The 23,677-nt window shown below is 60.1% G+C and carries 21 protein-coding genes and 1 pseudogene; 15 read left to right on the forward strand and 7 right to left on the reverse strand.

Translation table 11 applies throughout. The annotated features are described in order from the left end of the window. Window positions 1–26: 26 nt before the first annotated feature. The 7 genes from PLO63_03100 (at window position 27) to PLO63_03130 (ending at window position 7,872) form a co-directional block, all read left to right on the forward strand. Window positions 27–803, forward strand: a complete 777-nt coding sequence (locus tag PLO63_03100; GenBank protein ID HOI73115.1) for an ABC transporter ATP-binding protein — start codon at window positions 27–29, stop codon at window positions 801–803. Continuing rightward, on the forward strand, window positions 796–1,578 hold the full coding sequence (locus PLO63_03105) for an ABC transporter ATP-binding protein (protein ID HOI73116.1): 783 nt from the start codon (window positions 796–798) through the stop codon (window positions 1,576–1,578). Before PLO63_03100 ends, PLO63_03105 begins: the two co-directional genes overlap by 8 nt. Then, window positions 1,575–3,395 carry a long-chain fatty acid--CoA ligase gene (locus PLO63_03110; protein HOI73117.1) on the forward strand — a complete coding sequence of 607 codons (1,821 nt, stop codon included), beginning with the start codon at window positions 1,575–1,577 and terminating at the stop codon, window positions 3,393–3,395. The genes PLO63_03105 and PLO63_03110 overlap by 4 nt, the downstream gene beginning before the upstream one ends. 361 nt (window positions 3,396–3,756) lie before the next feature. Then, window positions 3,757–5,430 (forward strand): carboxyl transferase domain-containing protein, encoded by a 1,674-nt coding sequence (locus PLO63_03115; GenBank protein HOI73118.1) that lies wholly within the window; start codon window positions 3,757–3,759, stop codon window positions 5,428–5,430. A 31-nt stretch (window positions 5,431–5,461) separates the two neighbouring features. Beyond that, on the forward strand, window positions 5,462–6,262 hold the full coding sequence (locus tag PLO63_03120; protein HOI73119.1) for an enoyl-CoA hydratase-related protein: 801 nt from the start codon (window positions 5,462–5,464) through the stop codon (window positions 6,260–6,262). 112 nt (window positions 6,263–6,374) lie between these two features. Continuing rightward, entirely contained in the window at window positions 6,375–7,565 is a 1,191-nt protein-coding gene (locus PLO63_03125) for a hypothetical protein (GenBank protein ID HOI73120.1), read from the forward strand. Window positions 7,566–7,656: 91 nt separating this feature from the next. Continuing rightward, window positions 7,657–7,872 (forward strand): hypothetical protein, encoded by a 216-nt coding sequence (locus PLO63_03130; protein HOI73121.1) that lies wholly within the window; start codon window positions 7,657–7,659, stop codon window positions 7,870–7,872. Window positions 7,873–8,186: 314 nt separating this feature from the next. Here the strand turns inward: PLO63_03130 and PLO63_03135 are convergent, their stop codons facing one another. From PLO63_03135 to PLO63_03145, 3 genes are all read right to left on the reverse strand, one after another. Further along, window positions 8,187–8,579, reverse strand: a complete 393-nt coding sequence (locus PLO63_03135; protein HOI73122.1) for a carboxymuconolactone decarboxylase family protein — start codon at window positions 8,577–8,579, stop codon at window positions 8,187–8,189. A gap of 138 nt (window positions 8,580–8,717) precedes the next feature. Next, entirely contained in the window at window positions 8,718–10,034 is a 1,317-nt protein-coding gene (locus tag PLO63_03140; GenBank protein ID HOI73123.1) for a histone deacetylase, read from the reverse strand. Further along, window positions 10,031–11,704 carry a hydantoinase/oxoprolinase family protein gene (locus PLO63_03145; GenBank protein HOI73124.1) on the reverse strand — a complete coding sequence of 558 codons (1,674 nt, stop codon included), beginning with the start codon at window positions 11,702–11,704 and terminating at the stop codon, window positions 10,031–10,033. The genes PLO63_03140 and PLO63_03145 overlap by 4 nt, the downstream gene beginning before the upstream one ends. A 629-nt stretch (window positions 11,705–12,333) precedes the next feature. Between PLO63_03145 and PLO63_03150 the strand changes: the two genes are divergently transcribed. The 5 genes from PLO63_03150 to PLO63_03170 all read left to right on the forward strand — a co-directional run bounded on the left by PLO63_03150 (window position 12,334) and on the right by PLO63_03170 (window position 15,654). Beyond that, a complete protein-coding gene (locus PLO63_03150; protein ID HOI73125.1) occupies window positions 12,334–12,714 on the forward strand; it encodes a YtxH domain-containing protein in 381 nt (126 codons plus the stop codon). A 30-nt stretch (window positions 12,715–12,744) separates the two neighbouring features. Beyond that, on the forward strand, window positions 12,745–13,155 hold the full coding sequence (locus PLO63_03155; protein HOI73126.1) for a DUF948 domain-containing protein: 411 nt from the start codon (window positions 12,745–12,747) through the stop codon (window positions 13,153–13,155). 153 nt (window positions 13,156–13,308) lie between these two features. Next, a complete protein-coding gene (locus PLO63_03160) occupies window positions 13,309–13,668 on the forward strand; it encodes a YajD family HNH nuclease (protein HOI73127.1) in 360 nt (119 codons plus the stop codon). 201 nt (window positions 13,669–13,869) lie between these two features. Continuing rightward, entirely contained in the window at window positions 13,870–14,862 is a 993-nt protein-coding gene (locus PLO63_03165; protein ID HOI73128.1) for a CoA-transferase, read from the forward strand. A 21-nt stretch (window positions 14,863–14,883) separates the two neighbouring features. Then, window positions 14,884–15,654, forward strand: coding sequence for a CoA-transferase (locus PLO63_03170; GenBank protein ID HOI73129.1), 771 nt, complete (start codon window positions 14,884–14,886; stop codon window positions 15,652–15,654). A 177-nt stretch (window positions 15,655–15,831) separates the two neighbouring features. Here PLO63_03170 and PLO63_03175 read toward each other — a convergent pair whose 3' ends face one another. Genes PLO63_03175 through queD form a run of 4 tightly spaced genes read right to left on the reverse strand, consistent with a single transcriptional unit; the run spans window position 15,832 to window position 19,311 of the window. Next, on the reverse strand, window positions 15,832–16,032 hold the full coding sequence (locus tag PLO63_03175; GenBank protein ID HOI73130.1) for a cytoplasmic protein: 201 nt from the start codon (window positions 16,030–16,032) through the stop codon (window positions 15,832–15,834). A gap of 24 nt (window positions 16,033–16,056) precedes the next feature. Beyond that, complete coding sequence (locus PLO63_03180) at window positions 16,057–18,117, reverse strand: NAD(+) synthase (GenBank protein ID HOI73131.1); 2,061 nt, start codon at window positions 18,115–18,117, stop codon at window positions 16,057–16,059. A 37-nt stretch (window positions 18,118–18,154) separates the two neighbouring features. Beyond that, on the reverse strand, window positions 18,155–18,925 hold the full coding sequence (gene folE2 / locus PLO63_03185; protein ID HOI73132.1) for a GTP cyclohydrolase FolE2: 771 nt from the start codon (window positions 18,923–18,925) through the stop codon (window positions 18,155–18,157). After that, window positions 18,922–19,311: a 6-carboxytetrahydropterin synthase QueD gene (gene queD / locus PLO63_03190; GenBank protein HOI73133.1), complete on the reverse strand. Its 390-nt coding sequence runs from the start codon at window positions 19,309–19,311 to the stop codon at window positions 18,922–18,924. Before queD ends, folE2 begins: the two co-directional genes overlap by 4 nt. Window positions 19,312–19,826: 515 nt before the next feature. On the opposite strand from queD, the pseudogene PLO63_03195 reads away from it, so the two are divergent. The 3 genes and pseudogenes from PLO63_03195 to PLO63_03205 all read left to right on the forward strand — a co-directional run bounded on the left by PLO63_03195 (window position 19,827) and on the right by PLO63_03205 (window position 23,666). Continuing rightward, window positions 19,827–19,934: pseudogene (locus PLO63_03195) on the forward strand (prepilin-type N-terminal cleavage/methylation domain-containing protein). Window positions 19,935–20,274: 340 nt separating this feature from the next. Continuing rightward, window positions 20,275–22,005 carry a tetratricopeptide repeat protein gene (locus PLO63_03200; protein ID HOI73134.1) on the forward strand — a complete coding sequence of 577 codons (1,731 nt, stop codon included), beginning with the start codon at window positions 20,275–20,277 and terminating at the stop codon, window positions 22,003–22,005. Then, the gene (locus PLO63_03205) at window positions 22,002–23,666 is read left to right on the forward strand and encodes a tetratricopeptide repeat protein (GenBank protein HOI73135.1); all 1,665 of its coding nucleotides are present in this window, start codon (window positions 22,002–22,004) and stop codon (window positions 23,664–23,666) included. The genes PLO63_03200 and PLO63_03205 overlap by 4 nt, the downstream gene beginning before the upstream one ends. The last annotated feature ends 11 nt before the right edge of the window (window positions 23,667–23,677 follow it).

Consider the following 23,677-nt stretch of genomic DNA (forward strand, 5'->3'; position numbering starts at 1 on the left):
GAGCTGCCGGCGGCGGGAGCATGAGCATGGACCACTTCCGCGTGGATAACCTGTCCATCTCCTTCGGGGGTCTGAAGGCGGTTCACGATGTGAGCTTCCGGGTCGAGAAGAACCGGATCTTTTCGATCATCGGGCCCAACGGTTCGGGGAAGACCACCATCTTCAACCTGATCAGCGGCATCTACCGGCCCGACGGGGGAGGGGTGTTCCTGGAGGGCGAGAGCCTGACGGGGCTGTCGCCCGACCGCGTCGCCCGCCGGGGTGTCGCCCGGACTTTCCAGAACATCGAGCTCTTCTCCAACGCGAGCGTGATGGACAACCTCCTCCTGGGAAGGCACATCCACATGAAGACGGGGGTCTTCTCCGGGGCCTTTCTCTGGGGACGGCGATCCCGGGCGGCCCGGGAGGAGATCCGCAACCGGGAGGTGGTCGAGCGGATCATCGATTTCCTGGACCTGCAGTCCGTCCGGAACCTGCCGGTGGCAAGCCTTCCCTACGGCAAGCGGAAGCTCGTCGAGCTGGGAAGGGCCCTGGCCCTCGAACCGCGGCTGCTTCTGCTGGACGAGCCCTCGGCGGGCATGAACACGGAGGAGAAGGAGGATCTGAACCTCTGGATCCGGGACATCCGGGAGGACTACGGGGTGACGATCCTCCTGATCGAGCACGACATGAACATGATCATGGGGATCTCCGACCGGATCCTGGCCGTCAATCAGGGGCAGGTCATCATCGAGGGGACCCCGCAGGAGGTGCAGAGCCACCCGGAGGTGATCCGGGCGTATCTGGGGGAGGCCGATGCTTAGACTCTCCAACGTGGAGACCTGGTACGACCTGATCCGGGCGCTTCACGGGATCTCCTTCGAGGTTCCGGAGGGGCGGATCGTTGCGCTCCTGGGATCCAACGGCGCGGGAAAGTCGACGACTCTCAAGACGATCATGCGGCTTCTCTACGACCAGAGAAAGGAGCAGCCCGAGAAGGGAACCGTCGAGTTCCGGGGGGTGCGCATCGACCGGAAGAAAACCGACGAGATCGTCCGGATGGGGATCAGCTACGTCCCCGAGGGACGGGAGGTGTTTCCGGAGCTGACGGTGCGGGAAAACATCCTCATGGGGGCCTACACGCGGCGAGACGGTTCGGCGGTCCGGGAGGACATGGATCGGATCCTTGAGCATTTCCCGGTGCTCCGGGAGCGGAGGGAACAGCAGGCAGGATACCTGAGCGGTGGAGAGCAGCAGATGCTGGCCATCGGGCGAGCCCTCATGAGCCGGCCGAAGCTTCTCATGCTGGACGAGCCGTCCCTGGGGCTGTCACCGCTCCTGACAAGGGAGATCTTTCAAATCATCCGGGACATCAACGTGCGGGAGGGAGTGACGATCCTGCTGGTGGAGCAGAACGTCCACATGGCCCTGAAGGTTTCGCAGTTCGCCTACCTGATGGAAAACGGGCGCATCGTCCGGGCGGACCGGCCCGAGATCCTCCGGGAGGATGAGGACGTCAAGGAGTTCTATCTCGGCGTAAACCGGGAGGCGTCGGTGAAGGGCTTCAAGCGTTACCGGCGGAAGGTGAGGTTCCGATGACCGGGAAAGCGGAAGGCATCGTCAATACCCTCCCCAAGGCCCTGGCATCCATCGCCTCGAAGCAGCCGGAGCGGACGGCGATGCGCCGCAAGGACCTGGGGATCTGGCGCGACATTTCCTGGGCCGAGTATCTTCGGCACGTGAAGCGGACGGCCCTGGGGCTCTGCTCCCTCGGCATCGGTCGGGGAGACCGGGTGGCAATCATCGGCGAGAACCGGCCGGAGTGGCTGTACAGCGCCCTGGGGACGCTCGCCGCGGGCGGGACCTTTGTGGGGATCTATACGACCAATCCTACCGCCGAGTGCGAGTACGTAGTGGCCCACTCGGAGTCCGTCGTCTACATCTGCGAAGACGAGGAACAACTCGACAAGGCCCTGGCCTTCCGGCAGCGGACCCCGCAACTCCGGAAACTCGTGGTGTGGAACATGGAGGGGCTCCGTCATTTTCAGGATCCCATGCTGATGAGCTTCGACGACCTGCTCCGGGAGGGGGAGCGCCTGGACACGGAGCAGCCGGACCTTTACGGCCGGCTTGCCGGGGAAGGGAGCGGCGGGGACGTCGCGGGGATCATCTACACATCCGGCACGACGGGCCCTCCGAAGGGGGCCATGCTCTCCCATGAAGGATATCTGTGGGTCGGGAGGAAGGCCGGCGAGATCTGCCGGGCCGGGAGGGACGACGAGACCATTTCCTTCCTTCCGCTCAACCATGTCTACGAGCAGATCTTCGACCTGATGGTTCATCTGACCGTGGGGCACACGGTCAATTTCACGGAGAACACCGATACGGTCATGGCGGACATGCAGGAGGTGTCGCCGACCCTCTTCCATGCGGTACCCCGCATCTGGGAGAAATACTACTCGGGCATCGTCCTGAAGATGGCCGATGCGACCCCCCTGAAGCGGGCCGCCTACGGGGCCGCTGTCCGGATCGGCTCGCGGTACAACGAGGAGCATCTGGCGGGACGGAGCCCGTCCTTCCTGATGCGGCTGGCCTATGGAGCGGCCTATTTCGCAGTATTCCGAAAGCTGAAGGAGCGGCTGGGTTTTGACCGCGTCAGGCTCGGTTTTTCCGGAGCCGCCCCCATCTCACACAATATTCTCAAATACTTCCAGGGGATCGGAATCCCCATCCGGGAAGGATATGGCATGACGGAGACCACGGGGATCACCCACATGTCCGACGAGCACCACTTCAAACTGGGTACGGTGGGAAGGGCGCTCCCGGAAACGGAGGTGCGGCTTTCGGAGGACGGCGAGATCCTGGTGCGCCACCCGGGCATCTTCCTGGGCTATTGGCGGGACGACGACAACACGCGGGAGGCCCTGCGGGATGGGTGGCTCCACACGGGGGATGTCGGGACAATCGACGACGAGGGCTATCTCCGGATCACCGACCGCAAGAAGGATCTGATCATCACAGCGGGAGGAAAGAACATCGCCCCGCAGTACATCGAGAACCTCCTGAAGTTTTCTCCCTACATCAACGATGCCGTGGTCATCGGCGACCGGCGCAACTACATCACGGCCCTGATCGTCATCGACGAGGACAACGTGGTCAAGTATGCCCAGGATCAGAAGATTCAATATACAACTTTTGCATCCCTGACCAGGACGGATGAAGTCGTTGCCCTGGTCCAGCGGGAGATTGACCAGGTGAACGCCCAGGTCGCCCGCGTCGAAAACATCCGGAAGTTCAGAATCCTGGACAAGAAGCTCTATACCGAGGACGGAGAGGTGACGCCCACCATGAAGGTCAAGCGAAAGGCCATCAACGCGCAATTTGCCGATCTCATTGAGTCCATGTACTCCGAATGAAATCAAATTTTGTCCTTGCAGAATTCCCCAGGGAAGGCCCGGCATGCTTGCTGGAGCATCATGCATAAGTAATTGTATTCACTAAATGAAAAAATCTGTTGCCGGTTCGAATTAATGGGTTGAAATTTCATGGCAAATCGGATACAGGGACACCGTTGTTCTTCCGCTGTCCGTGACGGTAATTCGATGGATCTCTCCGGAGAACCGCATCCATCCGTTGATTATTCAGTGGAATCCAAGCCTTGGACAAGAGGTGACGTTTCCGTCCGGGTTTTGGAGGATCGGGACCACCGGGGAAAGTCTTTTCGGTAGCACCGCCTGTAATGCGTCTATTTTTTTCACCACGTGAGAGGAGGGTAACATGGCAGAAGAGAAGAAAAAATTGACAAGGGCCGAGAGACTCGAGGCCGAGAGGGAGAAGAATCTGCAGCACTGGCTTGCGGAGGACGAGATCCTGTTCAAGCACCGGGAAGAGGCCTACGACATCGGCGGCGCCGATCAGGTCGCGAGGCTCGCGAAGCAGAACAAAAAACCCATGCGCGATCTCATCAAGCTGTTGATCGATCCCGGAACGGATTTCTTCGAGCTGGGGCTCGACGCCGGGTACGACATCGGCAAGAAGCGCCTCTACGGCGGGGAGATCTACGAGTCGGAAAAGCGCAGCCACATTCCCGGCGGCGGTGTCGTCACGGGCATCGGCACGGTCATGGGAAAGGACTGCATGATCTTTGCCAACGAGAACCGCTATGCCGCAGGCACCTATTTCCCCATCACCCTGAAGAAGCACATGCGGGCCCAGGCAATCGCCGAGCAGTGCGAGCTGCCCTGTGTCTACCTGACCGATTCGGGCGGCATCAACCTGCCTCTCCAGGTGGGCTGTTTCGCCGACGATGGACACTTCGGCAGCATGTTCTACAACATGTGCCGCATGTCCGCCAAGGGGATCCGGCAGTACACCCTCTCCACCGGTGGCAACACGGCGGGTGGCGCCTACATCGTCTACCTGGCCAGCGAATCCATCATGATCGAGAAGATGGCCTATGCCTTCCTGGCGGGCCCCCCCATGGTCAAGTCGGCCATTGGCGAGACGGTTTCCATGGAAGACCTGGGCGGTGCCTATGTTCACACCCAGCATTCCGGCGGCTGCGACCATTTCGTCCGGACCCAGGAAGAGGGGATCGCGAAGCTCCGGGCCATGATGGAGTTCGAGCCGACCTCGAAGCTCTACATCGACCGGCGGGAAACCCGGGAGCCGAAATTCGATTTCAAGGAGATGATGCGCGGCACCCCGACGGACACGTACCAGTATATCAACATCAAAGAGACGATCAAGTGCCTCGCCGACGACAGCTACTTCTATGAGTACAAGCCCACCTATGGTCCCGGCCGCGGTGATTCCATCATCGCTGGCAAGATGTGGATGAAGGGCATCCCCGTCGGCGTCATCGCCTCCAACGCCAGCGGCGTCATTTACATCGACGCGGCCCGGAAGGCGACGGAGTGGATGATCCGCTGCGGGAACTCGAAGCTTCCCGTCCTCTTCCTCCAGGGGTCCCCCGGCTACATGGTCGGCAAGGCCGAGGAGTGGGGCGGCATCGGCAAGTACGGCTCCGATATGGTCCGGGCCTGCACATGCCTCGACACCCCGAAGGTCACCTACGTCATCGGTCCCGACCACGGCGCCGCCAACTACGGCATGTGCGGCCGGGCCTTCAAGCCCCGCTTCGCCTTCACGAACATGCGAGGCCGCACGACCGTCATGTCCGGCGAGACGGCAGGCTTCATCGTCGAGACGGTTCGCCGCAAGAACATCGTCGACAAGGGCGGCACGGTGAACGAGGAAGAAATGGCCGCTTTCCGCAAGATGATGCGTGACCGGTACGATGCAGAAGGTCATCCCTTCTACACCGGATCGCTCCTCTTCCACGACGGCGTGATTGCCTTCAGCGAGGCTCGGGACAAGATCACCCGAGCCTTCGAGGTCTCGCTGCGCGTGCCCATCAAGAAGTCCGATTGGGGCGACTTGAAGGTGTAATCCCGATCCGGGAAGAAGGGAGGAGGAAAACATGTCGGACGTACTGCTGAAAGAAAGAACCGAAGATGGCATCCTGATTCTTACGCTGAATCGGCCCGATGCCATGAATTGCTTCAACTTCGATCTGCTGGCGGTGCTGGCAGACACGATCCGCGAAGCCAACTTCGATCTGGATCTGCGCTGTATCATCATCACCGGCTCCAAGGCCGGCGACGATCCCAAAAAGTGGTCCTTTTCCACGGGGGCCGATCTGAAAGAGCGACGGACCCTGACCCAGGACCAGGTACGACGGTTTATCTTTACGATTCGCAACACCTTCACGGCAGTGGAACAGGTCCGAATCCCCGTCATCGCCGCCATCAACGGCTTTGCCTTTGGCGGCGGCACCGAGCTGGCGCTGGCGTGCGACATCCGCATCGCATCGTCCAACGTCCTGATGGGATTGACGGAAACGTCCCTGGCGATCATTCCGGGTGCCGGCGGCACCCAGAGGCTTCCGCGAATCGTCGGGATGGCAAAGGCGAAAGAGCTGATCTTCACGGCCCGGCGGTTTGGTGCCCAGGCAGCCCTCGATATCGGGCTGGTGAGCAAGGTCGTGGAGCCCGACAAGCTGATGGAAGCCGCACTGGAACTGGCCCGGGAGATCGCGAAGAACGGTCCCATCGGGGTTGCCCAAGCGAAATTCGCCATCAACTACGGTATGGAAGCCAGCCTGGGCGTAGCCCTGCCGCTGGAGTCCAAGGCCTACGAAGTGACCATTCCCACGAAGGATAGGCTGGAAGCACTGGCGGCCTTCGCGGAGAAGCGGAAACCCGTTTTCAAGGGCGAGTAATCCATGGCCGGCGCCGTTCCGTTCCTCCGCTGCCGCCAAGGGGGGGACGGCGCCGGTCAGTCGGAACCCGCAAACAAATAACCACCAAATCTGAGGAGGAGGGTAGTTTTTTATGGCGACAGAGTACGATTATTGGAAGATATTCCCCCGGATGCCCAAGAAGGTATCCATCGGGGACATCACGATCCGTGACGGTTTCCAGCACGAGGAGAGGTTCATCTCCACGAAGGCAAAGATCTTCTACGGGCAGGAAATGATCCTGGCGGGTTGCCGGGAGCTGGAAGTGACCAACCTGGCCGCCGCCACGACGCCCCAGTTCGTGGACGCAGCGGAGGTCATGAAGGCCATGCGGAGCGATGAGTTCCGGAAGCGGGCCTCCCGCCAGGGCATCGACCTGGACAAGGATGTCTGCCTGACATGCGTTACGATCCGGGAACCCTCGGTTGACATTGCCATCCGGATGAAAAAGGAAGGATTCGGCCCCGACCGGATCCTCATGATGGTCTCCACGGATCCGGAGCATCATTTCGCCAATTCCGGCACCACACTTACCGTGTACTGGCGCGAGGCGGAGCGGTGCATTCAGAAAGCCCGGGATGCCGGCATCAAGATGGTCGGCACCGTGAGTACCATCTGGGGGAGCCCCATCAGCGGCGCCACGAAGCTTGAGGATGCCGTGGAATTCACGAAGCGCTGGTTCCAGATCGGCGCCCATGACATCGAGCATGCGGATCACGACGGATCGGCCAACGCGGCGGACGTCTATCGTTACTGTTCCATGATTCTTGATGCCATGCCGAATCCGGAAGGCCACCTGCTTCACCTGCACGAGACGAAGCGAATCGCATCTTCGTCGATTCTGGCGGCACTGCAGGCTGGTTTCACGAGATTTGAAGGAACCTTGGGCGGATTGGGCGGCCAGCCGGCCAACTTCCTCGACGACTGTCCCATTCGGGGCACCGGTGAGTACTACTACGACGATCCGCGCTTCGTCGGTCTGATTACCTTTGAGGACCTCCTGGTCCAGATCGATGAACTTGGCATCGAGCACGGTTATGATGTGGATCGCGTCCTCTGGCTGGGCAAGAAGATGGAAAAGAGCATGGGCAAGAGACTGCGCTCGGAAGCCATCTACAACGGCCGTACACAGAAAGCGGGTCATATGAAGTTTGCCCGTCCCGGCTTGAAGAAACTCATCGATAAGCTTGGTGAGAAGCCGGGTCAGCGGGTTCCTCCGGACTGGTCGGCGGAAGCGATTGTTCCGGAGAAATGGGGTCCTGCAGATCCTCTCTGGAAGAAGTAACCGGTATTGCACTGGGAGAGGGGGGGCGAGAGCGTTCCCCCTCTCACCATAAGAAATTGTTCGTTATCAAATTCGTTGAGGAGGTAAACCCATGGCAGTAGAAGTTGTGGCCCCGATGCCGGGGACCATTGCGGAGATTCTGGTGAGTGTCGGTGACGATGTGAAAGCGGATGAAGAACTGATCATCCTGGAGGCCATGAAGATGGAAAACCCCATCGTGGCCCCGGCGGATGGAAAGGTCACCGAGATCAAGGTGGAGGAGAAGGACAAGGTCGACACCAATCAGGTTCTGGTCGTTCTGGGGTAGCCGATATCCCTGGATTCAAGATAGAGATCCCCCGGTCTGGATACGGACTCGGGGGATTTCTATCTTCAGGCTGCTGAAAAGCACTCGTCTGCTTCGTTGCACTCATCCCGGACCATTCGACGTACCAAAGGGTACGCCTCATGGCCCGGCATTTCGTGCGCCTTGCATCCGAACGCTTTTGAACAGCCTGAGGCGTTGGTTTGTTTACAGCAGCCTGAAAGATGTCCATCTGCTTCGTTTCTGAAATGTGAAAAGGGGGACGGATCTCAAATCCGCCCCCCTTTCCTGTGTCGTGTTTTTTCAATATCGCCGGATCACTTAATCGGCCATTCTCCCCGCTCTTTCAGGACTTCCCGGTAGACCTCGAGTGCCTCGTTGACGGCGGGCATGCCGGCATAGGTCGCCACCTGGAAGAAAATCTCCGCCAGCTTCCGGGGGTCGCAGCCCACGTTCAGGGCGGCGTTGACGTGCAATTTCAACTCGCCCGTGGCCCGGAGGGCCGCCAGCATGGCGCAGGCCGCCATCTGCCGCTCCGGCAGGGTCAGCACCGTCCTGGAGTACAGGTTTCCCGTGATGAACCGGGATAAGTCGTTGGCCAGATCCTTGTCGTACTGGCGCCACATCAGGTACGGAGGATCCATCTTGATCCCCTTGCCGAACAGCTTGGTCGCCGTCTCCTGGGTCTTCTTGTTGACGTCGTCGCTCACGCTTCCTCTCCTTTCTCCTTGGTTGCAATTCCACCGGGTGCGGTAGACCGGTTTATAGCCTGGTGTTTATTTCTTCCCGGGATGGATCGAGATCCGGTTTCTTCCCGGTCCTGCAGGGATCCTCTGTCACGATTGCGGTTATCTTGATTTCACCTGGAAGCTGTCCCGGTCCCGGTCCTGGAGATAGACGTGTGAATACTGCTGGACGGGAATCTTCCCGAAGAAATCTTCGCCCTCCCGGCGGCAGACGGAACAGGCGTGACGCGGGATGATGACGGCATAGATCCGTTTTCCCGTATCGGCCTGGGAGTCGATCAGGACAAGACCGCCGCAGTCCTCGCAGATGCGGACCGTTTCCTCCTGGTGCTCCGAGATGCCGTCCGTATCGTAATAAATGCCCTTCCGCCGCCTGGTGTACCGGGCATCCCCGACCATCTTCTTCTTCAGGGAATGCCGGTTTTTCCAGATCTGGCGGATCTCCATCACGTCCCGTTCGATTTTCCGCGTCAGTTCGTCCGACTGGCGGAGGGATTCCGCATGGTAGTCCGGTTCCCGGACGGAGTCGTAATCGAGACCGGCCATGGCCAGGATGATGCCCGTATTCACGTAGGGCAGGGCCTTCTCGATGGAGTACCCGCCCTCCAGGACGGCGATGTCGGGAGACAGCCGGTCGTTCAGAAGGGCGTATCCACGGGCGCTGAAGCGCATGTTCGTGATCGGATCGCTGTAGTGATTGTCCTGGCCGGCGGAGTTGATGACCAGTTCGGGCTTGAAATCTTCCAGGATCGGCAGGATTGCATTCTCCAGGGTATACAGAAACCCCTCGTCGGACGTCCGGGGCGGCAGGGGGATGTTGATCGTATACCCGAGGGCGTTCGGTCCTCCCATATCCTCAGGGAAGCCCGTACCCGGGTACAGCGTCCGGCCGTCCTGGTGGATGGAGATGCAGAGGGTGTCCGGGTCGTTCCAGTAAATATCCTGGGTCCCGTCGCCGTGGTGACAATCGGTGTCGACAATGGCGATTTTCCGGATGCCGTAATGCTTCCGGATGTATTCCACCATGACGGCCTCGATGTTGATGTTGCAGAACCCCCTGGCGCCGTGCACGACCAGCATGGAGTGATGGCCCGGCGGCCGAACGAGGGCGAAGGCGTTGTCGACTTCTTTCCGCAGGACTTTGTCGGCCGCGGTGATGGCTCCGCCGGCGGAAATCAGGTGGGATTCGGTGATGACGGAGCGGGCGTCGGGTACGCAAATGTGGGCCCGGTTGATGTCCTCGACGGTGGCCAGGCCCGGTTTGAACTCGATGATGTTTTCGAAATCGAGGAGACCCTCTTCGAAGACCTGGTCCTGCGTATAGAGGAGCCGTTCTTCGCGCTCCGGGTGAGTGGGGGAAATGGCCCAGTCGAAGGCGGGGAAAAAGATGAGCCCCGTTTTTCTCGGTTTCTTCGTCATGACTTTCCCCCTGCGGCGAGGCCGGCAATCAATCCCGGCTTGACCTGCACCTTGACGCGGATGTTCTTCCCGGTCGTGTAGAACTGCTTGACCATGTTGAATTCCATGTCTTCGATCACTTCGATCTCCAGGTCCTCTTCCCGCGCTCCCATGGCTGTTACCTTTTCACGCAGGCGATCCTTCCCGATCCGGATGGCGTCCATCTTGCTGAAATTGGCTGGAATGCTTTCCTGGTAGCCTTCTTCCGCGATCGTCAGGATCCGCTGCTCCGTGTCGGCGAGGAGTGTCATTTCGGCAGTGGTGCGGGCCAGCGCGGCACCGATGGCATTGGCCACTTCGGCATGCTCGGGGATCTGGACGGGGTAGCCCAGGAGTTCCGACAGACGCGGAGCGATCGGTCCGGCGGGGCCTCCGACCACGAACAGGGTCTCGGGAATCAGTTTCTTGCCTTCCAGCATCTCATGGATCGTATACACAGGCTTGTTGTTGACTTCATCGATCATGGACGTCACGGCTGCCGCGACCATCCGGCAGGTTTCCTCGTGGACGGCCCGTGCTGCATCCTCGCTCCCGATGCCCAGTTGCCTTCCCACGCCCTCCATGGCTTTCCGGGCCAGCGACGGATCTCCGATGGCGGTAAGGCCGAGGACAATCATGGCATCCGTCGGCGTTGGACAGGGGCCTCCACAGGCATATGCCGGTCCTTCCCGAACGGGTCCGATCTGGAGCTTTTTATCTGTGACGACGACCCGGCTGTCCCCCCCGACCCCGATGGATTTTGTCTTTAGTCCCCGGATGAGGCTCTTGTGGCCTTCGATGGTAACGCCGAAAGGCTCCAACAGAGGCACACCGTCGGCGAAGAGGGCGATGTCGGTCGTCGTCCCGCCCATGTCCAGGGCGACGGCGTCCCGACGGCAGCGGGCCATGCTGAGGATGCCCATGATGCTGGCCGCCGGGCCGGAGAGAATGGTCTGAACGGGGAACTCGCGCGAATGCTCGATGTCGAAGGTCCCTCCGTCCGCCTTGAGGATGTAGATTGGGACGGTGATTCCCTGGTCGCGCACGAAGCCCTGGATCTGGGAAATGAAGGAGTTGTATCGTCTCCAGATCGACTCGTTGAGATAGGTTGTGGCAATCCGGCGGGGGAAATTCAGATGACCGGACAGGCGGTGCCCCAAGGATATGTGCTCGAAGGCTCCATCCAGAAGATCCCGGACGGCACCTTCCTGTTTCGGATTCCGGGTGCAGAACTTGCCGACCACGCCAATGTGTTTGATCCCTGCTTCCAGAAAACGCTTCGATGCCCTGGTGACTTCGTCCGGGTCGATGGCCGCCATTTCCACACCCCGGTGGTTCGAATAGCCACGGATATGGGTGCTGTCCTGGTGTACGGGCAGCAGGGACGGCGGCAAACCGGGACCACTGATGAGGATCATCCCGACCGGATCCGTTTTTTTCTGGACGATGGCGTTCGTGGAGATGGTTGTGCTCAGAACAACACGTTCGAGTTTTTCCGGCTGTTCTTCTTTCAGCAGATCGGTGGTAACCGCAAGGAGGGAATTCAGCAGGTTTTTCTCGTCGGTCGGAACTTTTGTCTTGCGCTTGACGGCCAGATTTTCGATCAGGACTGCATCGGTATGCGTCCCCCCAACATCGATGCCCAAGATCATTGGTTCCCCCCTCGGGGAGTGAGCCCCGCGTTTCAGTTTCGGCTGTATATACCGATAAAATTGACTTGACAAGGCAAAAAAAAAGCGTATCGTTCGTGCCCAATGACCTGTGATGTCAATGATCACAGAAAGATCGAAAGTCTCATGAAAGGAGGTGAATAGGTAGATGAAGAGGGTCTTCGCTATCGTTCTTTCCCTGCTATTCTGCGTGTCGTTATCCTTCGCAGTGGTTGGCTGCAAGAAGGCAGAAGAGCCGAAACCCGCAGAGGTGAAGCAGGCAGCCCCGGCTCCGGCCCCGGCTCCGGCCCCGGCTCCGGCCCCTGGTGCGGCTCCCGCAGCCCCCGGCGCGGCTCCCGCAGCCCCCGGCGCAGCTCCGGCAGCCCCGGCAGCCCCGGCAGCTCCGGCAAAGTAGTTACCTCAAGACAAGATTGTATAAAAAACCGGGTATCCGCCCTGCGGATGCCCGGTTTTGTTTTTATTGTTCGCTGAGATGAACAAGCATTCCTGCTTTTTGCCGTATTCACGTCTTTTCTTCCTTGTTTCCTTTCTTTATGGTAAAGATACAACCCTGTTCATATTGGAGGAGTGAGTCTGGATTGTGGATATTGGCCAAGGAAGGAGGGAGCGTCATGTCCAACAGAGCGACGGATTTGTTGACGGGACTGCTGATCGGTGGTCTGATTGGCGCCGCACTGGGGATTCTCTATGCCCCGAAGAGCGGCAGGGAAACAAGGGAGGATATCGGCCGGAAATCGGAAGAATGGATGGCCAAGGCGAAGGAAGAGTATGAGGCTGCCGTTGAGCGGAGTAAGAAGATTTATGACGCCACGGTGAACCGCCTGAAATCCATCGAGGAAGCCGCCAAGGAAAAGGCCGGCGAGATGGAGGAGAAGGCCTCGGAACTGGCGGCGCAGGGAAAGGCGAGCCTCCAGGAGAATACCGGACGGCTGAAAAGGGCCATCGATGCCGGTGTTGATGCGTTCAAGGAGGAAAAAGGAAAAACCGCCTGATTGGATCGAGCATCCGGAGCTTCGTAAACCATGCTTGAAGTCAGCCTGGTCATCATTTGCGGTGCTTTTCTCCTGCTGGTCCTCTTCACGCTTCCCTTCCTGCTGCAACTCTGGAAAGCGGTGAAAAGAGCAACCGAGACCCTGGAAATCCTGAACCGGAGACTGCCGGGGATCCTGCAGAACCTCGAAGAGACGTCTGCGAGCATCAACCGCTCTACTCTGGCGGTCAGTGCGCAAGTGGAAGCGGTCTCCCTCTATATCCAGAGGTTTCAGGGAATCCTGGGTGTGTTGTCCGAAGTGGAATCGATTCTTCGCGGCCGTTTGAAGCACCCGCTTGTTCGGTCGCTGTCGACAATGGCAGGGGTAGCCAGAGGGCTTCGGGTTTTCTGGAAAGTGTTTCGCGATCCGGACAAAGGCCGATCCACCCGCGAATCCACGTAGTCTGGGGCGAGACGCAAACAAGGCATCCGGCTTACCGTTCTCGTTTCTATCATGGCTAAAGTAACCTATGCTCCGGGAGCGGGTCGAACCAGGACCCGCGCTGCAAAAAGCGGTGTTCCTGCAGGCCGTTCCCCGGAGGATATCGTCCGGGAATTGAAAAGGGAAGCCGGGGCGAGGGATGAAGGCTACCGTGAGCGATCCCTGGCCATCCATGGACTGACCTGTGCCAAGTGTGGCCGCTCCTTCGATCCGGCAAACCGTCACTTGTTGACGGTTCATCACCGGGATGGAAATCACCACAACAATCCACCCGATGGGAGCAACTGGGAAAACCTCTGCATCTATTGCCATGAGGACACTCACAGCCGCGGGCTTCTCGGTGACTACCTGGAGGGAAATTCCGGCGGAACCGACGTGGACCTGGTTTACAGGGATGAAGGACAATCGCCTTCCGGGTCCTTCGGGGTCCTCGGAGATCGTCTGAAGCAGGCCCTCCAGAAAACGAAAAAGTGAATAGGCGAAACTCGCTTTCCCTTCGCAACCGGTCAACATTCCTGAATAATCATTGATCATATTTCCTTGCTTCGAGAACCGTCTTGTAGTATGTGCATCAACGTTCGGATTGCCGCAAAGCGTCCGGGCTTCCGCGTTTCTCCAAGGTGGGCGAGTTGTCCGGTACGAGCGAATAAAATCAAGAAAGGGAGGTAGGCTTCAGTGGACGTAATTGCACAAGGAAGCGGAAAGATCTTCACGGATCCGGATGCGGACAAGGCGCGGGCGTTTTTCCGCACCAAAAACCGCAAGCTGGAAAGCAAGGTTATGACCGTGAAGGACGCGGTCGAGAAATTTACGAAGGACGGCGATTATCTTGTTCTCGGCGGTTTTGGAGCGAACAGGATCCCCGCAGCGGTGGCGCATGAACTCCTTCGGCAGGGACGGAAAAACATGGGGTTTGCCGGGCACACATCCACCCATGATTTCCAGATTCTGTGTGCCGGTGAGGTGTTCAACAAGCTGGACGTGGCCTACATCGTAGGCCTCGAAGCCCGCGGTCTCTCTCCCAACGCCAGGAAGTACATGGAGAGCGGCAAGGTGGATGTGAGCGAGTGGACGAACTATTCCCTTTCCGTCCGGTTCAAGGCGGCCGCGGCGGGTGTCTCCTTCTATCCGGCCCGCAACGTCATGGGAACGGACACCTTCAAGTTCAGCGGCGGGAAAGTTATCGCCTGTCCCTATACGGGAACGAAATACATTGCCCAGCCGGCTATTTATCCCGATGTGGCGGCCATTCATGTTCATGAGGCCGACATCTACGGGAACTGCCGCGTCCGCGGCATCACCGTGTCGGACTTCGACGTGGCCAGGGCGGCCAAGCGGCTCATCATCACCTGCGAGCGCCTGATCCCGAACGATGAAATCCGCCGGGATCCGAGTTACACGGTGATTCCCTACTGGTGTGTCGACGCGGTCTGCGAGGTTCCGTTCGGCAGCTACCCCGGGAACATGTACGGCGAATACTTCTCCGACGAAGAGCATCTGCGGGAGTGGATGAAGGTCGAACAGGATCCGGAGGAATTCAAGAAGTTCCTCGACAAGAACATCTACAGTTGCAAGGATCACTTCGACTACATCGACCGGAACGGTGGTATCCGGAAGATGCAGATGCTGCGCCAGAAAGAATTCATGTTCATCGGCGCAAGGGCTTAGGGAAAGGAGGAGACAGAGCAAATGGCTGACTATAATACCATGGAATTGATGATCTGCACCGCCGCCCGGGAGCTGGAAGACGGTGCTTCGGTCGGCGTCGGTACGGGTGCCCCCTGTGCGGCGGCGATGCTGTCCCAGAAGACGGGATCCCCCAACCTGACCATTCTGTTCGAGGCGGGCGGAGCGGCTCCCCTGATTCCCGAGATGCCCATCTCCGTGGGCGATTCCCGGACTACCTGGAAGGCCCTCATGGCGAGCGGCATGTGCGAGATCATGGAAGCGGCCTGCCGTGGAATGCTGGACTACACATTCCTGGGCGGCGCCCAGATCGACATGTACGGCAACCTCAACTCCACCCGCATCGGGCCGGACCACCAGAAGCCGAAGGTCCGCTTTCCCGGGAGCGGCGGCGCCAACGATTTCGCCTCCTTCTGCTGGCGGATGATGGTCATGACCCCGCAGGATCCCAAGCGGTTTGCCGAGAAGTGCTCCTTCATCACCACCCCCGGGTGGCTGGAAGGCGGCGATTCCCGAGCGAAGTCGGGTCTCCCCCTGGGAGCCGGTCCCTACAAGATCATTACGAACATGGCGGTCATGGATTTCGAGCCTGAGTCCAAACGGATGCGCATCATTGCAGTCAATCCCGGCTATTCCGAGAAGGACGTGCAGGACAACTGCGGGTTTGAGCTTCTGAAGGCTGCCAAGATCGTCGACAATCCGCCCCCGACGGCGGAAGAGCTCCACATCCTCCGGGATGTCATCGATCCCTACCGTTATGTCATCGGCAGGTAAGGGATAAAGGATTTCCTCAGGCAGGAAGAGAACAGGAAAAGGCCGTGGCGGTGCAGACCGTCACGGCCTTTTGTCCGATGGAATCGGGACGGAACGATCCTTGTTCCGTCCGGAGCGGAACGGATCTGGGCGGGTCCTAGGCACGGGCCGTTTCCCATCCGTCAGGGAAGGCGCCCCTTATCGTATGAGAATCCGGCTGCCCTCGGCCCGGGTGACGGTTTTATCCCCTACGGACGTGCCGCAGACGGCGCAGGTATAATCGTATTTTTCGCCTTCCGTCAGGACCAGGAGGAGCCTCTTCCTGACAGGTACGGCCCTGCGGCAGACGGGGCAGAAAAGCCGCGTCGCGTCAAAATCCCGAAACTGCTCACCGGCCATGGATTCCGCGTGTCCTCCGGATGTTCATTCTTCGTCCGGTATGCACCGGACATTTTCCAGCCAGGCCGAGGCCTCGCTGTCACTTGGGGCGCGGTAATCCCCCCGGGGGGACAGGGATCCGCCGGATCCGACCTTGGGGCTGTTGGGGATGCAGGATCGCTTGAACTGGCTGGTCTTGAAGAAGCGCTCCAGGTAGATGGTCAGCCATTTCCTGATCTCCCCGATGGAATAGCTCCGCCGCTTCTCCGGCGGCACATCGGGCCAGAGTCCCCGGTCTGTATCCCGCCACGTACAGTAGGCCATGAAGGCCACCTTCGACGGCAGGTAACCGTAACGGGTTGTGTAGAAGTTATTGAAGTCCTGCAGTTCGTAGGGGCCTACAAAATCCTCGGTCTTCTGTGCGGGGCCTCCGTTTTCTTCGCCCGGTACAAGCTCCGGGCTGATTTCCGTGTTCAGGATGTCCAGCAGAATGCCGCTTGTCTCCACGGCGAACTGTCCGGATTGGGCCACCCAGCGGATCAGGTACTGGATCAGCGTCTTGGGCACGCTTGCATTCACGTTGTAGTGGGACATGTGATCGCCCACGCCGTAGGTGCACCAGCCGAGGGCCAGTTCGCTCAGATCCCCCGTCCCCACGACAATGGCCGCCCGCATGTTGGCCAGGCGGAAGAGATGGGAGGTCCGTTCCCCTGCCTGGATGTTCTCGAAGGTCACGTCGTAGACTTTTTCCCCCTCTGTATAGGGGTGACCGATGTCCCGCAGCATCTGAAGGCAGCTGGGGCGGATGTCGATCTCGTTGGCCTCGACTCCGAGCGATTCCATCAGTTTGAGGGCGTTCCGGTGCGTCCTGCCGGTGGTGGCGAAGCCGGGCATCGTGTACGCCTTGATGTTCGTGCGCGGCAGGTCCAGCAGGTCCATCGTCCTGGCGGCCACGATGAGGGCATGGGTGGAATCGAGCCCGCCGGAAATCCCGATGACGACGTTCCGGATGCCCGAGGCCTTGAGTCGCTTCGCCAGTCCCTGGACCTGAATGTTGTATGCCTCGTAGCATCTCTGGTCCCGCTTGCCCGGGTCCGCGGGAATATATGGATAGCGGGCGTAGTCTCGTTCCAGGAGGATCCTCCCGTCCGGTGCCTCCAGGCGGAAAGGGATGGTGCGAAACTGTTCGATTCGATCCCGGTTGGCCCTGGCGTTCTGGCCGAACGTCGTCATGCGCATCCGGTCCTGGACCAGGCGGTCCATGTCCAGGTCCGCGAAGATGATCTGGGGATTCCTCGCAAACCGCTCCGATTCCGCGAGCAGGTTCCCGTTCTCGTGAATCATGGCATGACCGTCCCAGGCCAGATCGGTTGTCGACTCCCCCGGGCCCGCCGCGGCATAGAGATAGGCGGCGATGCAGCGGGCGGACTGGTTGGCGGCGAGGCTCTGGCGGTACTCGGCCTTGCCGATGGTGATGTTCGAGGCGGAGAGATTGCAGATGATTGTTGCGCCGGCCATGGCCGCATAGCTGGAGGGAGGAACGGGAACCCAGACGTCCTCACAGAGTTCCATGAAGAGTTGAACGTTCGGTGCGTTCACGGCCCGGAACAGGAGATCGGCCCCGAAGGGAATCCCCTCCTGCCCGCAAAGATCCACGTTCCGTGAAAAGGCGGTTTCCGCGGGGGCGAACTGCCGTGCTTCGTAAAACTCCCGGTAGTTCGGAAGATAGGATTTGACGGCGACGCCCAGGATACGGCCTCGCTGGATCACGATCCCGCAGTTGAACAGGCGGCAGTCCACCCGGAGGGGCATGCCGACGACGAGAACAGGGTTGAGGGTCGCCGTCTCGTCCAGCACTCTCTGAAGTCCGGCTAGGGCGCTCTCGAGGAGGGCATCCTGGTGAAAGAGGTCCTCATTGGAGTATGCCGTCAGGCCCAACTCGGGAAACAGGGCCAGGACGGCCTGTCCCTCATGGGCCCGGCGGGCCATTTCGATGGTTTTCTCCGCATTGAAGGACGGATCGGCGACCCGGACTTCCGGGATGCAGACCGCCGCGCGGAGAAAACCGTGCCGGTACAGATTGAAGAATGGATTGGGCGTTTCCATGGGGCTCCCTTCCGGTCAGCGCCCGGATGTCCTGTCTTCAGGAGTCCTTCTCCAGGTATGCATAGGCGCTGTGGTTGTGAATGCTCTCGAAATTTTCCGCTTCCACGCTGTACCAGGGGAAGTTTTCGTTTCTGTTGAGCTGTGTGGCCACGTTGCGGACCACATCCTCCACGAACATGGGATTTTCGTAGGCCTTCTCGGTCACGAATTTCTCGTCGGGCCGTTTCAGGAGGGAGTACACCTCGCCGCTTCCTGATTCCTCCACGAGCCGGATCAGATCTTCGATCCAGAAGAATTTCCGAAACCGCACCTTGACCGTTACCATGCTCCTCTGGTTGTGGGCGCCCCTATTGCTGATCTCCTTCGAACACGGACAGACGGTGTTCACGGGCACCACGACGGAGACCAGGAAATCCGAGCGGCCGCCGCTGTTCTGCCCGCAAAACGTGCAGTTGTATTCCATCAGGCTCTTCGCCCCGGTCACGGGAGCCTCTTTCTCGATGAAGTAGGGAAAGGAAATCTCCATGTGGGCCGATTCCGCCCGCAGTTTCTCCCGCACCTTCTCCAGGATGACGTGCAGCGTCCGGATGTTGACCTGCCCGCGAAACTCGTTGAGGATTTCCACGAAGCGGCTCATGTGGGTCCCCTTGAAGTGGTGCGGAAGGTTGACGTACATGCTGATGGTGGCGTTCACGGGCTGGGTGCCCTGGGCTTTGTCGAGGACGATGACGGGATACTTGATGCCCTTGACCCCCACCTTCCGGATGTCGATCTTCCGGTGATCATGCTGGCTTTGTACGTCAATCATGAGTGCCGCCGGTCTGTCCCTCTCTCATAGACGGCCCGGGCGTCTTCCGACTCCCAGACGGCCACCCGTGAAACCCGGACCCGATCCGAATCGATCTTGTCCGCGAGGCGGGCATGAATCCATCTTGCCAGGTTCTCCGACGAGGGGTTGATCCCCGCAAAAAAATCCATTTCGTTGAGATGCCTGTGGTCCAGCGTCTCCAGCGTCTCGTCCGTCCATTGTTTGAGCAGCCGGAAGTCGATGAGCAGGCCTTCACCGTCCAGCGATTCTCCTGCCACGGTAACGTCCACACGGAAGTTGTGTCCGTGAAGGGATTCACACTTGCCCCCGATATCCCGCAGCGTGTGAGCGGCGGAGAACGAACGGGTGATGGTCACTTCGTACATGATCGGTCCTTCCCGGAACGGCATCCCTCCGTGATCCCGGGGCGCGGCCCTTCGTGAACGCGTGGTTCCGGAGGGATGTTCGGGATCATTACCGTAGATGGAATTTTCTTGTAAAGGAAAAGTTTGGTGATATCTGCAACATCGGTGCATGAACCGGCATGCTTCCGGACCGTTGCCCATGCCTCCGGAGGGGAGATGGTTTCCCCGCATGGAGGAAGATCCGGTGAATTTCCCCGGTGACCCGGAAAAAAGGCGGGTAATTTCCCCCGATCCGCGAATGCTCCCTTGGACGGGGAAGAGGCTGTCGGGGAGAGAACAGTGCATTTCTTGAGCATTGCGCCGATATGTGGATGGCACATTCTCTTGGTATGCCGATTGCATAGCCATATGCGGTCTTCAAAATGAACAATACAGAGACAGCAGCAATGAAAAGGAGGTGGTAGGGGAGTCGATCCGCAGTCATTCCATTCGGCATCAAGCATGAAACAAACAAATTCAAGAAAAGGAGAAATGATATGCTGAAAGCGTTTCGCAAGAAGAATCAGAAAGGTTTCACCCTGATCGAGCTCATGATCGTCATCGCGATCATCGGCATCCTGGCAGCCATCGCCATCCCGCAGTTCACCGCCTACAGGACCAGGGGTTATGAGGCGTCGGCCAAAGCGGATGCGAAGAATGCCTACACGGCCGCCCAGGCCCTGTTCTCCGACTCGCCGGCCGCCACCGCCGACATCACGGCCCTGCAGTCCTACGGCTTCAAGTCCACGAACCTCGTTACCACCACGGTCGTTGCCGGGACCCAGTCCGGCCTGAGCCTCACGTCCGTTCATGCCAGCGGCGGCAGGACCTACTCGGTCGGCTCCGACGGCGCGATTTCACCGTGATGTAGCATCCATGTTTATGGAAAAGGGGTAGGGCATTCGTCTTACCCCTTTTTTTTTCCTGCTCCCGGACGTCCCCGTCATGCGGCTATCGACCCGGCAATCGCTTCCAGTCCTTCTTTGCGTCATCCTGACACTGGCCCTGGTGGCCGTCTACAGCCAGGTGCAGACCTTCAAGCTCATCCGCTACGACGACACGGTCTATGTGGCCGAAAATCAGCGGGTTCTGGAGGGGTTATCCTGGGAAGGCGTCCAGTGGGCCTTCCGGAACGACGAAGCCGGTTTCTGGCACCCCCTGACCTGGCTGTCCCTGATGACGGATGCCCAATTCTACGGGCTCTGGGCCGGGGGATACCACCGGACGAATGCCCTCCTCCACCTGGGAAGCACCCTGCTCCTGTTCCTCTTTCTGTTCAAGGCTACCGGTGCCCCGGGGCGGAGCGCCGTCGTGGCAGCGCTGTTCGGCCTTCATCCCCTCAATGTGGAGCCGGTGGCCTGGGTGGCGCAGCGCAAGGACGTCCTCTCCATGTTCTTTGCCATGGCCGCCCTGCTGGCTTACGCTTTCTATGCGAAACGGCCCCGCGCGTCTCTCTACCTCCCGGTCCTGGCGATCTATTCCCTGGGGCTGATGGCCAAGCCGATGATCGTGACCCTGCCGTGCGTGATGCTCCTCCTGGACGTCTGGCCCCTCCGGCGCCTGCGGTTATTCCGGCCGGCCGACCCCCTGGCGGAAGCGGAGAAGGGGTTCCCGGAAGTCCGTCTTTCCCGGGCACTCCTGGAAAAACTGCCCCTGCTCGTTCTCGCGGCGGCGGCCTCGGTCCTCGTCATCTTCACGGAGCAGAAAATCGGGGCCCTGTCCTCCCTGGATGCCGTTCCCATGACGGCCCGGATCACCAATGCCGTGGTCTCGTACGCCGTCTACCTGGGAAAGATGGTCTGGCCCGTGAACCTCGCCTTTTTCTATCCCCATCCGGTGACGATTTCCGCAGGCCCGCTCCTTCTTTCCCTGGCCGTCCTGGTTGCGGTCAGTACTTTTGTCGCCCTCAAGGGCCGACGTTTCCCCTATCTCCCGGTGGGGTGGCTGTGGTATCTGGGAGCGCTGGTGCCGATGATCGGGCTGATCCAGGTGGGCCCCCATGCCCTGGCGGACCGCTACACCTATCTGCCGATGATCGGCCTGTACCTGGCGATCGTCTGGGGCGTCGCGGACACGGCGGCGGCATGGAACGTCCGGAAGCCCTTCCTGCTCGGGACGTCCCTGATCCTGCTCACCGCCCTGGCCGCCGGTTCCTGGATGCAGCTTGGGCACTGGCGGAACAGCTTCACCCTGTTCGGGCATGCCCTGAAGGTGACAAAGGGAAACTACATCGCTGAGAACAATCTCGGCCTGGCCTGGTATCACGAGGGAAACATGGATAAGGCGCTGTCCCATTTCCGGGCGTCCCTGGCGATCAACCCGGAGTATTCCCTCGTCTACAGCAACCTGGGGAGTGCGCTGTTTCACAAAGGCGAATACCGGGAGGCCGAGAAATACTTCCGGGAGGCGATTCGCCGCTTTCCTTCCGATGGCGGTTATCACAGCAACCTGGCCAGCGCGCTCTACCGGATGGGCTCCTACGAGGAGGCCGCCTCCGAATACCGCACGGCCCTTCGGTTGGGACACAAAAAGGCGGAAACCTACAGCGGCCTTGGGATGGCCCTCCTGGAGCTGGGGCGGCGGGATGAGGCGGGACGGGCATTCGGCGATGCCCTCCGGATCGATCCCAGCCACGATCGGGCGCGCGAACAATGGAACCGGCTGAGGGAGAAATGAGGGCTTCTTCCCCGTTCCCGCACGGGAGGGCCCTGGTCTTCCTCGCACTGGCGGCGCTGGTCCTGCTGTCCTTTCACGGCGTTCTCCGGAACGGGTTCATCCACTACGACGACCATGTCTATGTCACGGACAACCCGCATGTCATGGGAGGGCTGTCGGGCGAGGGGATCCGCTGGGCATTCAAGGCGACCGACGCGGGATTCTGGCACCCCCTGACCTGGCTGTCCCTCATGGCGGACGCCCAGTTGTTCCATTTTCATCCCGCCGGGTACCATGGGACGAACCTGCTGCTGCATCTCCTCACAACGCTCCTCCTTTTCTCCGTTCTCTCCGGTCTGACCGGAAGGATCGGGCCGAGTGCCTTTGCGGCGGCCCTCTTCGGCGTCCATCCCATCCAGGTGGAGCCGGTGGCATGGGTGGCGGCCCGCAAGGACGTAATGAGCGCCTTCTTCTGGGTTGCCACCCTGGGGATCTACGGCTGGTATGCCCTCCGGCCGGGCCTGATGCGCTACGGAGCCTTGGCGGCGTTCTTTTTCCTGGGGTTGATGGCCAAACCCATGGTGGTCACCCTGCCTCTGGTTCTCCTCCTCCTCGATTTCTGGCCGCTGAAGCGCCTGGTAGCCGGAGGGGGGAAACAAAATGTCGCACCGGAAGCGGGACGGCGCTTTCGCCCCGTTTCCTGGAAGGCGGCGCTGCTGGAGAAGATGCCCCTGCTGGCGATGGCCGCGGGTGTCGTCGCCGTCACCTTCTTCGCCGAGGCCAAGACAGGCGCCTTGAAGCCCTTGGAGGCGTTTCCCCTTTCCGACCGCCTCGGAAACGCCCTCGTTTCGTACGCGCGGTACCTGGGACACGTGCTCTGGCCGTCCGACCTGTCCATCCATTATGCCCATCCCGGAAGCTGGCCGCTGTGGGCGACCGCCGGATCCGCCGTCTTCCTGGCGGTCGTTACCCTGGCCGTTCTGAAGGCTTTCCGCAATCGTCCCTATCTCGCGACGGGCTGGTTCTGGTTCCTGATCGTCCTGCTTCCCGTCATCGGGATCGTACAGATCGGTTCCCATGCCATGGCGGACCGCTATGCCTACATCCCCTCCATCGGGTTGTTCCTGATGGTGGCCTGGGGAGGGACGGACCTGATCCGAACCCGGTTTTCTCCGCGAGCCGGAATGCTCTTCGTTGCCGCCGCTGTCGTTCTGCTGGCGATCCTGGCAGTGGTCAGCCGAAGCCAGGTGGATGTCTGGCGGGACGCCGTCTCCGTCTTCCGTCATGCCGCCCGGGTGGAACCGCACAACGCCCTGGTGCAGAACAACCTGGGGGCCGCCCTGACACGGGCCGGCAAAGGCGCCGAGGCGGTCGGACCCCTGCGGGAGGCACTGAAAATAAGACCGGATTACGCGGAAGCGGCCTTCAACCTGGGAGTCGTGCTGGCAGAGAAAGGGGATCGGAATGAGGCGGTCTTGTGGTATGACAGGGCCCTGAAGATCCATCCGCGTTTTGCGGAGGCATACAACAACAAGGGGATCCTGTCTGCTCAAAGCGGCCGTTTCGGCGAAGCGGCCGGGTTCTTCCGGAAGGCGCTGGATATCAGGCCCGATTACCGGGATGCCCGGTTGAATCTGGAGCGCGTGACGGCGGAGGCAGGCGCCGACCGGAACGTCCGGTAAGGGGGAGTGGG

The sequence above is a fragment of the Syntrophales bacterium genome, from assembly GCA_035363115.1.
In the GTDB taxonomy this organism is placed as follows: domain Bacteria; phylum Desulfobacterota; class Syntrophia; order Syntrophales; family PHBD01; genus PHBD01.